Origin of the sequence: Pelomonas dachongensis (assembly GCF_043555865.1) — a bacterium.
Classification (GTDB): domain Bacteria; phylum Pseudomonadota; class Gammaproteobacteria; order Burkholderiales; family Burkholderiaceae_C; genus Pelomonas; species Pelomonas dachongensis.
Genome location: NZ_JBIGHY010000004.1, coordinates 120394 through 132206, shown reverse-complemented (window position 1 = coordinate 132206; position 11813 = coordinate 120394). Strand labels below are relative to the sequence as shown.

The window sequence follows — 11813 nt, the reverse complement described above, 5'->3', positions numbered from 1 at the left end:
GCGGCTTGGCGCGGACCTCAAACATCCAGCCCCAACTCCTGAATCTTCCGCGTGATCGTGTTCCGCCCGATGCCGAGCTTCTGCGCGGCTTCGATGCGGCGGCCGCGGGTGATGTCCAGCGCGGTCAGGATCAGCTGGGCCTCGAAGCGCTTGGTCAGCGCATCCCACACGTCGGGCTCGCCGGCGATCAGGCGGGCGCGGGCGTCGGCGGCCATGTCGGCCAGCCAGCCTTCGCCACTGCTGGTGCTGGCCGGCGCGGCCGCAGGTTGAGGCGCGGCAGCTACGCCTGCCACCGCCTGCGCGGCCGAAGCGACAGCAGGTGTCGACGCCACGTAGCCGGGCTGCATGTCGTCCGGCAGGTCCTTGGGCTCGACGACCTGGCTGGGCGCCATCACGCTGAGCCAGTGGCAGATGTTCTCCAGTTGCCGCACGTTGCCGGGGAACTCGAAGTTGGTCAGCACGGCCAGCGCAGCGTCAGACAGGCGCTTGGCCTCCACGCCCAGTTCGGTCGCGCTGCGCTGCAGGAAGTGACGGGCCAGCGCAGGCACGTCTTCCTTGCGTTCGCGCAGCGGCGGCAGGCGCAGGCGGATGACGTTGAGGCGGTGGAACAAGTCCTCGCGGAACACGCCCTGGCGCACGCGCTCTTCCAGGTTCTGATGGGTGGCCGCGATGACGCGCACGTTGCTGCGCATCGGGCTGTGGCCGCCGACGCGGTAGAACTGGCCGTCGGACAGCACACGCAACAGCCGCGTCTGCAGCTCGAAGGGCATGTCGCCAATTTCGTCCAGGAATAGCGTGCCGCCGTCGGCCTGCTCGAAGCGGCCGCGCCGCGACGCCTGCGCGCCGGTGAAGGCGCCGCGCTCGTGGCCGAACAGTTCGCTCTCCAGCAAGTCCTTCGGGATGGCCGCGGTGTTGATCGCCACGAACGGGCCTTCGCCACGCGGGCTGTGCTTGTGCAGCGCGCGGGCGACGAGCTCCTTGCCGGAGCCGCTCTCGCCCGTGATCATCACGGTGACGTTGCTCTGCGATAACCGGCCAATCGCACGGAACACGTCCTGCATTGCCGGGGCCTGGCCCAGCATCTCAGGCACCTGCGCAGCGGCTTCCTGTTCGCCGGCCTCGCGTTGGCTTTCTTCCTGCGCGCGGCGGATCAACTCCACGGCGCGCGGCAGGTCGAAGGGCTTGGGCAGGTACTCGAATGCGCCGCCCTGGAAGGCGGACACGGCGCTGTCCAGGTCGGAGTAGGCCGTCATGATGATGACGGGCAGCGCCGGCAGCCGCGCCTTGACCTTGGCGAGCAGCTCAAGACCGGACCCGCCCGGCATGCGGATGTCGGAGACGAGCACCTGCGGTGAATCGTCTTCCAGCGCAGCGAGCATGTCGCGTGCATTGCTGAATGCGCGGACCGGCAGTCCCTCGCGTGCCAGGGCCTTCTCGAGCACAAAGCGGATCGAGTGGTCGTCGTCTACAACCCAGATGGATTTCATGCGTTTCCTCTGACGCGCCCCTGGCCTCGTGAGTTCAGGGCAGCGGCAATGTGATTCTGAAATTGGTCAGGCCGGGCTCGCTCTCGCAATCGATCATCCCTTGATGTTGTTGGGCGATCGTCTGCGCCAGCGTGAGTCCGAGGCCGGAGCCGCCTTCTCGCCCCGATACCAGCGGAAAGAAGATGCGGTCCCGGATCTCGGCGGGAACGCCTGGACCGTTGTCCTCAACATGCAATTCCAATGCCAAGCGCCAGCGCTGCTTGCCGACGGTGACCTGCCGGGCGACACGCGTGCGCAACACGATCTGCGCGTCGCCGGTGGCGATGCGTGAACCCAGCACCTGGGCGGCGTTCTGGACGATGTTCAACAGCATCTGGATCAGCTGCTCGCGGTCGCCGCGGAAGTCAGGCAGCGAGGTGTCGTAGTCCCGTGTGATGCTGAGGCCGCGCGGATACTCGATCAGCACCAGTGAACGCACGCGCTCGCAGATCTCGTGGATATTGACGTCACCGACCACCTGGGCCTTGCGGTGCGGCGCCAGCAGCCGGTCCACCAGGCTCTGCAGGCGGTCCACCTCGTGCACGATGACCTGGGTGTACTCGTTCAGTTCGGGGTTGCTGTCCTGGAACTCCATGGCCAGCAGCTGCGCGGCGCCGCGGATGCCGCCCAGCGGGTTCTTGATCTCATGCGCGAGGTTGCGCGTGAGCTCCTTGGTGGCCTGCACCTGATCCAGCGTGCGTTCGTCGCGGTCCTGGCGCGCCTGCTGCGAGATCTCGATCAGCTCGACCAGCACGCGAGCCTCGCCGTCGTCGCCGACATCCATCTGCGACACGATGACATGCACCGGCAGGCCGTCTTCGTGGGCCCAGGCGCCGCGGCGCAGCAGCGCATCGAAGCGGCTGCTGGAGTACTGGTTGGCGGCCACGCCGGCCAGCGTCTCGGTGAGGCGCTGCGGTTCGTCGAGCCAGTCGGGCAGCTGGGCCTTCTGCACGGTACGGCGAGACAGCCGCATGGTGTTCTCGAAGGCCGTGTTGGCAAACAGGCATTCGCCGTCGGCGCGGACGACGATGACCATCGTGGCCAGCAGGTCGAGGCCGGCGAACTCGGCCGGCAGCAGAGGCGTTTCAGTCATGGCGCATGGGGTCGGTCCCCCATGGCGCCAGGCGCTTCAGGAGGGGAGTTTGTTGATCTCGCGCTTGAGGGCCTGCACGTCGGCTTCGTAGCGCGCGATGCTGTCCTTGAGCTCGGCCATGCGGTCCAGATACTTCTGGTAGTTGCGCTCGTCGCCGCGGCGCTCGCCCTGGCCGTTGTTGAATTCCTTCTGCGCACTGGCGAGGCGGTCCTCGGCCTGGCGCAGCTCGGCCTGCAGCACGCGGCGGCGCTCGTCGTCACGCACGCGCTGCTGGCCGGCATCGACGCGGCTGTCAGCACCTCGCGCACCCTCGGTGGCTGGCGCGGCGGCAGCGCGTGGCCGCGGGGCCTGCACGACGGTGATGGGCGATCCCTCGATCGTGCGGCAGCCCTTGTCTATCGCTTCCTTGGCAGACAGCGCGTCCGTGTAGAGCACCGGCGGGCCAGGGCAGCGGTAGACCGTGCCCTGGGCCTGGGCGCCCAGGCTTGCAGCGACGAGCAGCGGGGCCAGCAGTCGGTTCAGCATGGCGGCATTGTGGCTCACGCGGGCCAATGAAAAAGGGGCCGCAGCAGCGGCCCCCTTCGCTGGGGATGGCAAAGGCAGCGATGAAGCTGCGGCCCTTGCCCAGGGCGGCAGCAGGCTTGCTGCCGCTGACCATCACAGCGCGTAGTACATGTCGAACTCGACCGGGTGGGTCGCCATGCGGAAGCGGGTCACTTCCTGCATCTTCAGCTCGATGTAGGCGTCGATGTAGCTGTCGGTGAACACGCCGCCCTTGGTCAGGAACGCGCGGTCCTTGTCCAGGTAGTCCAGCGCCTGGTCCAGGCTGTGGCAGACGGTCGGGATCTTCGCGTCTTCTTCCGGCGGCAGGTGGTACAGATCCTTCGTGGCGGCTTCGCCCGGATGGATCTTGTTTTCCACGCCGTCCAGGCCGGCCATCAGCAGCGCGGCGAAGCACAGGTACGGGTTGGCGGACGGATCCGGGAAGCGCGCCTCGACGCGGCGGCCCTTGGGGTTCGCAACGTAAGGAATGCGGATCGAGGCCGAGCGGTTCTTGGCCGAGTAGGCCAGCTTGACCGGGGCTTCGAAGCCGGGGACCAGGCGCTTGTAGCTGTTGGTGCCGGGATTGGTGATCGCGTTCAGCGCGCGGGCATGCTTGATGATGCCGCCGATGTAGTACAGCGCGAAGTCGCTCAGGCCGGCGTAGCCATCACCGGCAAACAGGTTCTTGCCGTCCTTCCAGACGGACTGGTGAACGTGCATGCCGGAGCCGTTATCGCCGACCAGCGGCTTGGGCATGAAGGTCGCGGTCTTGCCGTAGGCATGGGCGACGTTGGCGACGATGTACTTCTGCAGCTGCGTCCAGTCGGCGCGCTCGACCAGCGAGCTGAACTTCGTGCCGATTTCCATCTGGCCGGCGTTCGCCACTTCGTGGTGGTGAACTTCGACGGGGATGCCCATCTGTTCGAGGATCAGGCACATCTCCGAGCGCATGTCCTGGCCGCTGTCGACCGGGGGCACGGGGAAGTAGCCGCCCTTGACGGTGGGACGGTAGCCGCTGTTGCCGTGCTCGTACTCCTTGGAGGAGTTCCAGGCGCCTTCTTCAGACTCGATCTTGAAGAACGAACCCGACATCTCGTTGCCCCAGCGCACGCTGTCGAACACGAAGAATTCGGGTTCCGGGCCGAAGTAGGCGGTATCACCCAGACCGGAGGACTTCAAATAAGCCTCGGCGCGCTTGGCCAGCGAACGCGGGTCGCGCTCATAGGCCTTTCCGTCGGTCGGGTCGATGACGTCGCACGAGAGGATCAGCGTCGGCTCTTCGAAGAACGGGTCGATGTTGGCCGTGTTCGGGTCCGGCATCAGCAGCATGTCGGAGGCTTCAATGCCCTTCCAGCCGGCGATGGAGGAACCGTCGAAGGCGTGACCCGACGTGAACTTGTCTTCATCGAAATGGGAGACCGGCACGGTGACGTGCTGCTCCTTGCCACGGGTGTCGGTGAAGCGGAAGTCGACAAACTTGACTTCGTTCTCCTTGACGATGTTCATCACATCGGCGACGGTCTTGGCCATCAATAGCTCCTAGCGGATCGGACAGGGGTGGGATGCTGCTGCCGACGCCGGCAGCCACGAGAGAATTCTTAGCAGGTTGCATGCCAGATGCACCGACATGGGTTGCGCCCTGCACCGGCGGGCATTATGAGACGGCGCCTGTGAAGGCATGGTCATCAACGCACCAGTTCAGTGCTGATGTGCGCACCAAACTGGATTGCGCCCCGTTTCAGGGCGTCGTAGGCGGGGTCGAGCCGCTCGGCATCGCCCTTCACGCCCAGTTCGATGCAGCGGCCCCATTGCGGGTGGTCGACGCTCGGCAGGCTGAAGACCTTGATGCCGGGGAACTCCGTCTCGATGGCTTCCATCAGCGGCGTCAGGCTGGCCTCCATTGCACCCTGCACGATCAGCGAGCGCTCGACGACGCCGACTTCGCGGTGCAGTTGTGGGTAGCGGTCCAGCACCCAGGCCATCATCGGGTGCGCCATGACCGGGAAGCCGGGCACGAAGTAGACGTCGCCAACGAAGAAGCCGGGGATGTTGTTGTACGGGTTGGGCACGATGCCCGCGTCCTCCGGGAAGACGCCCATCTCGAAGCGCCGCAGCGTGTCGGGGTGGCCGGGGTCGGCCGTCGTGCCCTGCTCGGCCGCCGTCTGCTGCACCCGCTGCCAGATCCGCTCGCGCGCCTCGGGGTGCAGCGCCAGCGGCCGGCCCAGCGCGGCAGCGGCGGACTGGCGCGTGTGGTCGTCGGGCGTCGCGCCGATGCCGCCGCAACTGACGACCAGGTCGCCGCTGGCGAAGGCCTCGCGCAGCCGCGCGGTCAGCAGCTCGCGGTCGTCGCCCAGATACTGGGCCCAGGCCAGCTGCATGCCGCGCTCGCCCAGCAGCTCGATGAACTTCGCGAGGTGCGAGTCGCGGCGCTTGCCGGACAGGATCTCGTCGCCAATGATCAGCAGTCCCACTTGCATGGCATCAGGCCTCGGGCAGCACTTCGGAGATGACGACCGGATCGGCCGCACGCTGCGCCTGCAGCGCGGCCAGCGCGTAATGCGTGAACCAGGCCGTGGAGAACGCGAACACCAGCGTGTACAGCCAGATGGCCAGCAGCACGACGAAGGGCGCGAAAATGATGGCGGAGATGCCCGCGATCGCCCAGATCAGCGAGGGCACCGCGCCCAGGTAGCCGCACACGACGCCCATGGCGAGCAGCGGCAGGCGGTGCGCCTTCAGCAGCGCGCGACGCTCGTCGGCGGACGCGTGCTCCGCCAGCACGTCGAAGCCGAACACGCGGTAGGTCAGCCAGCCCCAGATCAGCGGCGGCAGCACCATCACCAGCGGCGGTACCAGCCACAGCGGCATGGACAGCACGATGAGCACCAGGGCCAGCAAGGTGGCGCCCAGCGCGGCGGCCACGCTCTGCAGCAGCGTCCCGCCACGCTTCTTCACCAGCAGCGGGAAGCGCCGCTCGGCCACCAGCCGCACGATGGCGGGCGTCATGCACAGCGCCACCAGCAGCAGGCTCAGCACGATGACGACGGGCAGCAGGCCGGCCAGCACGACGATGGCGGCCAGCCCCGTGCGCAGCGACTGCAGGCCCATGCTGTCGAGCCAGCGCAGCGCGCTCTCGATCAGCAGCCAGCTCTCCATCGTGGCGCGCACCCCGGCGATGGCGGACTCCCAGAAGAAGAACATGAAGCCGAACACCAGCGCCCCGCAGACGACGAGCGGCAGCAGCGACAGGCCGATGACGCGGGCGTGCAGGCAGTAGGCGGCGGCGCGCCAGAAGGAATCGATGAGGCTTTGCATCAGGGGTCGCTGGCCTTGCGCAGGGCAGTCGGGCGGGCGCCCGGGCGCAGCGCGGCACCCAGCCGCAGCAGCCCGAGCCATTGCTGGCGCCAGAAGCCGCGGCCGTAGTCGCGCCCGCCCTCGTCGGGCAGCTGGTCGCGCACGCCGGTGGCGTCGAAACGGTTCTCGAAATTGGCGGTGCCAAACAGCAGATCCCAGACCGGCAGCAGCACGCCGAAGTTGTGGCCACCCAGCGTGCCGCGGCCCGCGCTCTCGTGGCCGATGCCGATGCTGTGGTGCCTACGGTGAAAGCGCGGGCTGACCAGCAGCCGCTCGCCCCAGGCGCCGAAGCTGACCCGCGCGTTGGCATGCTGCAGGCTCTCGTGCAGTTGCGTGATGACGACGATGGCGACGAACTGACCCGGCTCCACCCCGATCAGGCGCGCCAGCAGCGCGAAAGCGGTGGCATTGATGACGTCGTCCAGCAGGTGGTTGCGGTTGTCGCTCCACATCGTCATCTGGCGCTGGCTGTGGTGCAGGCTGTGCAACGCCCACCACCAGTTCCATCCGTGCTGCCAGCGGTGCAGCCAATAGCCGACGAAGTCGAACACGACGAGATACAGCAGCAGGCTGACCCAGGCGATATCGGTCACACCGGGCCAGACGCCGTCCAGCTGCCAGACCGGCAGGCCGGCCAGGCGCAGTTCGCTGGCCCCCCAGTCCCACAGTGGCTGGATGCTGAAAAACATCAGCAGGCGCACCAGGCCCAGCCGGTGAATGAGCGTGTAGACCACGTCCACCCGCACGGCCGCGCGGTCCGTCAGCGGCTCCACGGGCCAGCGGCGCTCCAGCAGCCGGATTCCCAGCAGCATGACCGCGATCTGCACCAGGCCCAGCAGCAGCCAGCCGGTAGCGTCGAAGGCGTCCTCCAGCAGGTTGCCAAAGCCCAGCCCGAACACCAGCGGCTGCACGACGCCCTCGTACAGCGCGAGCTGCAGGCTGTCGAAGGTGTTGGAAATCCAGTCGATCACGGCTTCTTGGACGGGGGCGCGAACAGCGGGGCGTAGCGCGGATGTTCGCGCAGCGGCGCGAAGCATAGACCGCGCTGCGCGAGCCCGCTCAGCAGCGGCTCCAGCACCGCCGGCGCCCAGGGGTCCTGGCGGTCCCAGATGCCCAGGTGGGCCAGCAAGATGTCACCCGGCTGGATGTCGCGCAGCGCCTTGGTCAGCAGCTGCGCGTTGGGGTGCGCCTGGCTGGACAGCTCATCGCCCAGGAAGCCTGCCCGCGCCCAGCCCACGTGCGTGAAGCCGCAGGCCTGGGCGGCCTTCAGCAGCGCCGGCGATGTGCGGCCGGCAGGCGCGCGGAAGATGGGCGCCAGCGGCTTCCCGGTCATGGCCTGGAAGCGCTCGCCGACCTGTTTCAGGCTGGCACAGTACTGCTCGGCGCTGAGCTCGCGGACGACGCCGGGCTGGATGCCCGCCTGCGTGCGAAAGCGAAAACGCGTGACACGGCCGTCGGCATCCGGCAGGTCGGCAATCCAGATGTCGTGCGCCCAGGTGTGCGAACCGAAGTCATGGCCCTCGGCCACGCGGGCGCGCCACCACGGCGCCCAGGTCTCGTCCAGCGTCGTGCCACCGGTCTGGGTGGGTTCGCTGGCCAGGAAGAACGTCGCCTTGGCGTTGTGGCGCTGAAGCGTCTCGGCGATGAGCGGCGCCACGCCCATGTGGCCGGTGTCGAAGGTCAGGTAGACCGGCTTGTCGCAAGCCGGCTGAGCCGCTGCCACACCCGCAGCAAACAGCAGGGCGAAGGCTTTCACAGCCGCGGCTGGTGGTCCAGCGTCCAGATGCCGTGCGGCGACTTGCCCACCTTGACCTGGCGCACGATCTTGCGCGTGGCCGTGTCGATCTGCGTGACCTTGCCCGCCCAGCGCGACGTGACCAGCAGCGTGCGACCGTCGGTCAGCAACTCCATGTCGTCGGGGCCGGCGGGCGCGGGGTACTGGTCCACGACGGCGAAGCTGATGATGTCGATCTTGCTGATGGTGTTGGCGGCGCGGTTGGAGACCAGCACGTGGCGCTTGTCACCCCAGGCGCGGAAGGAATGCGCCCCGGCACCGGTCGCGATGCGCCGGCTGAGCTTGGGCTCGCTGCCGCTGACGTCCCACACCTCGACAAACTTGTCACCCGTCAGGCCGACCAGCAGGTGCTTGTCATCGGGCGTCAGGTAGATGTCGGCCGGCATCTTGCCGACCGGCGTCTTCCACTTGATCGCCTGCGTGGCGAGGTCGATGGCCAGCAGCTCGTCGCTGTCCTGCAGGCTGACGTAGACCGTGGTGCTGCGCGTGTCGATGTTCAGGTGGCTCGGCGTCTTGGGCGCGCGGATGCGCTTGACCAGCTGCAGCGGTTCGGCCGCCGTGCTGCCCTGCCAGCGATACAGGTCCACGTGGTCCAGCCGGTTGGCGGCGATGACGAGCCACTTCATGTCCGGAGAGAAACGCAGGTGGTAGGGGTCGGGCACGCCGCGCACCACGCGCTGGACCTCGGCCGTGCGCGGGTCCACGAAGGTCAGCGAATCCCCCAGCGCGTTGGCGACGATCAGCGACTTCTCGTCCGGCGACAGGTAGAGGTGGTGCGGCTCCTTGCCCGTCGGGATGCGCTTGACGACCGTGAAGCTGACGGGGTCGACGACGGCGATGTCGGCGCTCAACGAGTTCAACACGAACACCGGCGGCCGGGGTTGAGAGACCTGCTGGGCGTGGGCACCGAAAGTCGTCGCCACCAAGGCCAAGGCCACCGCCCAACTGCGCAACATCCGGCTCTCCAAAGGAAAGGGCGGCACCTCGCCGCCCTGCGACGCAGAGTTTACCCGGGGGGGTCTGACGGCGCGCTGTCCCAGATCAACCGGCCAGCGCTCAGCTGTCCCTGTCGCCGCCCAGGATGCCGCCCAGGATGCCCGCGCCGGCGAACCCACCGAGCAGGGACCCTTCCTCACGACCGCCGCCGCCAGTCTGGGGTGCCGCCGCGAAGATGCGCGAGGCCAGGCGCGAGAACGGCAGGCTCTGCAGCCAGACCTCGCCGGGACCGGTCATCTTGGCCAGGAACAGGCCCTCGCCGCCGAACAGCGCCGTCTTGATCTTGCCGACGTACTGGATCTCGAAGTTCACGTTGGGCGTGTAGGCCACCACGCAGCCGGTATCGACGAACACCGTCTGGCCCGGCTGCAGCGTGCGCCGCACGACGGTGCCGCCGGCATGCACGAAGGCCAGGCCGTCGCCTTCGAGCTTCTGCATGATGAAGCCCTCGCCGCCGAAGAAGCCGGTCGACAGCTTCTGCTGCAGCGCAATGCCCAGCGACACGCCGCGCGCGGCGCACAGGAAGGCGTCCTTCTGGCAGATCAGCGTGCCGCCCAGCTGGCGGAGGTCCATCGGCAGAATCTTGCCCGGGTAAGGCGCCGCAAACGCCACGCGCTGCTTGCCGTGGCCGTTGTTCGTGTAGACGGTCGTGAACAGCGACTCGCCGGTGACCAGCCGCTTGCCGGCGCCCAGCAGCTTGCCGAAGAAGCCGCCGCCCTGGCTGGCCGAGCCGTCGCCAAACACCGTGTCCATCGCGATGCTCGCGTCCATGAACATCATGGAACCGGCCTCGCCGATGGCCGCTTCGCCGGGGTCCAGTTCGACCTCGACGAACTGCATCTCGGCACCCTTGATCTCGTAATCGACTACATCCATGGCCATGGCGGCTCTCCTGAGAAAAAACGCGCCGCATGATAGCGATGCGGCGCGGCAACGGCTCAAATTTCTCTATTGACAGAAATTTCAGGCGAGATACGCTGCAAGCCATGGAACTCACCGACATCAGCCGCCGTTTCGTCGTTCACTGGGGAGAGATGGGCTCCAACTGGGGCGTCAACCGCAGCGTCGCGCAGATCCACGCGCTGCTGTACGTGCACGGCCAGCCGCTGCACGCCGAGGACATCGCCGACACGCTGGCGCTGGCACGTTCCAACATCAGCAACAGCCTGAAGGAGCTGCTGAACTGGCGGCTGATCCGCGTGACCCATGTGCTGGGCGACCGGCGCGACTACTACGAGACGTCCGGCGACGTGTGGGAGTTGTTCCGCACCATCGTGCGCGAGCGCAAGGAGCGCGAATTCGATCCCACCGTGGCCCTGCTGCGCGAGTTGTCGGCCGACCCCTCGCTGCAGCACGAGTCGCCCGCGATGCAGGACCGCCTGCGCAGCACGCTCGAATTGATGCAGACGCTGGGCAGCTGGAGCGACGAGATGCTGCGCCTCTCCCCGGCCACGCTGGAGAAGATCCTGCGGCTGGGCGCGCAGGTGCAGCGCTTCGTGCGGCCGGCGGACGCGACCGCAGAGGCGCCCAGCGTGTTCCCGGTGACGCCGCCCATGCCACCAATGGGATAGCCATGGCGGCGCACATCGCCGCCCTTTTTTTGTCCGTCAATTTCACTTTTGACAGAAATTACAGCCATGACAACCAGTCCCGCGCAAATCCACACCGTGTACTACGACGGCGTCTGCCCGCTGTGCCGCAGCGAGATGGGCGTGCTGATGCGGAACAACGACACTGGCCTGCTGCGCTTCGTGGACATCTCGCGGCCCGACTTCGACGCGGCGGCGCTGGGCGTGACCCAGGCCGCGCTGATGGCCCGGTTGCATGTGCAGGCGCCCGACGGCACCTGGTTGATCGGCGTGCCGGCCGTGCGCGCCGCCTATGCCGCGACGGGCCACCACCGCGTGGCCGCGCTGCTGGCAGTGCCGCTGCTGGCCCGGCTGGCGGAACCGGCCTACGCCTGGCTGGCCGACCACCGCTACCGCCTGCCCCACTGGCTGCTGAAGGCCGCGCGCCTGCATGCCAGCAGTTGCGCGCCACAAGGCAGCTGCCACGCCCGCTGACTCAACCCAAGGAGAGCACCATGTCCGAACTGAACTTCTGCGTCACCCTCTTCATCGCCGTCCTCGGCCCCGTCCTGGCCATCGGCTATCTGCAGCCCATCCTGTTGGTGGTGCTGGACTCGCTGTGCGTGGAACCGCTGCCGGGCAAGGTCGGCGCGCACTTCTGGGTGCGCAGCGCTTACGTGCTGGCCATCGCCGGCACGCTGGTGCTGGCGCTGACCTTCGGCGCCGTCCACGGCAGCCTGCTGGACGCGGTTCACCGCGCGCTGTGGCTGGCAGCAGCCGGCAGCTTTGTGAGCATCGCCTTCATCACGCAGCGCGTCTGGGCACCGGTGCGGGCACGGCTGTCAGCGACCTCTGCTACCCGCGCTGCCCCCGCTGCGTCGGCCCCTCCCCGCGCGCCTGTCGCCACGGTCGCGGCGGCTGACAGGTGGGTGTGAGCC

13 protein-coding genes are annotated in these 11813 nt (G+C 67.8%); 3 read left to right on the top strand and 10 right to left on the bottom strand.

Annotated elements, in window-relative coordinates; genetic code table 11:
- Nucleotides 1–17: 17 nt before the first annotated feature.
- From ntrC to ACG02S_RS12680, 10 genes are all read right to left on the bottom strand, one after another.
- Nucleotides 18–1487 carry a nitrogen regulation protein NR(I) gene (ntrC, locus tag ACG02S_RS12725; RefSeq protein WP_394470836.1) on the bottom strand — a complete coding sequence of 490 codons (1470 nt, stop codon included), beginning with the start codon at nt 1485–1487 and terminating at the stop codon, nt 18–20.
- A gap of 34 nt (nt 1488–1521) precedes the next feature.
- Nucleotides 1522–2619 (bottom strand): nitrogen regulation protein NR(II), encoded by a 1098-nt coding sequence (gene glnL / locus ACG02S_RS12720; protein WP_394470835.1) that lies wholly within the window; start codon nt 2617–2619, stop codon nt 1522–1524.
- Nucleotides 2620–2655: 36 nt separating this feature from the next.
- Entirely contained in the window at nt 2656–3144 is a 489-nt protein-coding gene (locus tag ACG02S_RS12715) for a hypothetical protein (protein ID WP_394470834.1), read from the bottom strand.
- Nucleotides 3145–3276: 132 nt separating this feature from the next.
- Complete coding sequence (gene glnA / locus ACG02S_RS12710; protein ID WP_394470833.1) at nt 3277–4692, bottom strand: type I glutamate--ammonia ligase; 1416 nt, start codon at nt 4690–4692, stop codon at nt 3277–3279.
- 155 nt (nt 4693–4847) lie between these two features.
- Nucleotides 4848–5639: a competence/damage-inducible protein A gene (locus ACG02S_RS12705; protein ID WP_394470832.1), complete on the bottom strand. Its 792-nt coding sequence runs from the start codon at nt 5637–5639 to the stop codon at nt 4848–4850.
- 4 nt (nt 5640–5643) lie between these two features.
- A complete protein-coding gene (locus tag ACG02S_RS12700) occupies nt 5644–6477 on the bottom strand; it encodes an EI24 domain-containing protein (protein WP_394470831.1) in 834 nt (277 codons plus the stop codon).
- Nucleotides 6477–7484, bottom strand: a complete 1008-nt coding sequence (locus tag ACG02S_RS12695) for a sterol desaturase family protein (protein ID WP_394471144.1) — start codon at nt 7482–7484, stop codon at nt 6477–6479. Before ACG02S_RS12695 ends, ACG02S_RS12700 begins: the two co-directional genes overlap by 1 nt.
- Entirely contained in the window at nt 7484–8272 is a 789-nt protein-coding gene (locus ACG02S_RS12690; RefSeq protein ID WP_394470830.1) for a polysaccharide deacetylase family protein, read from the bottom strand. The genes ACG02S_RS12695 and ACG02S_RS12690 overlap by 1 nt, the downstream gene beginning before the upstream one ends.
- Nucleotides 8269–9267: a YVTN family beta-propeller repeat protein gene (locus ACG02S_RS12685; RefSeq protein ID WP_394470829.1), complete on the bottom strand. Its 999-nt coding sequence runs from the start codon at nt 9265–9267 to the stop codon at nt 8269–8271. The genes ACG02S_RS12690 and ACG02S_RS12685 overlap by 4 nt, the downstream gene beginning before the upstream one ends.
- Nucleotides 9268–9367: 100 nt before the next feature.
- Entirely contained in the window at nt 9368–10189 is an 822-nt protein-coding gene (locus tag ACG02S_RS12680; protein WP_394470828.1) for a TIGR00266 family protein, read from the bottom strand.
- A 104-nt stretch (nt 10190–10293) separates the two neighbouring features.
- On the opposite strand from ACG02S_RS12680, the gene ACG02S_RS12675 reads away from it, so the two are divergent.
- From ACG02S_RS12675 to ACG02S_RS12665, 3 genes are all read left to right on the top strand, one after another.
- The gene (locus ACG02S_RS12675) at nt 10294–10878 is read left to right on the top strand and encodes a GbsR/MarR family transcriptional regulator (RefSeq protein ID WP_394470827.1); all 585 of its coding nucleotides are present in this window, start codon (nt 10294–10296) and stop codon (nt 10876–10878) included.
- 66 nt (nt 10879–10944) lie between these two features.
- A complete protein-coding gene (locus ACG02S_RS12670; protein ID WP_394470826.1) occupies nt 10945–11370 on the top strand; it encodes a thiol-disulfide oxidoreductase DCC family protein in 426 nt (141 codons plus the stop codon).
- A 20-nt stretch (nt 11371–11390) separates the two neighbouring features.
- A complete protein-coding gene (locus ACG02S_RS12665; RefSeq protein ID WP_394470825.1) occupies nt 11391–11810 on the top strand; it encodes a hypothetical protein in 420 nt (139 codons plus the stop codon).
- Nucleotides 11811–11813 lie beyond the last annotated feature (3 nt).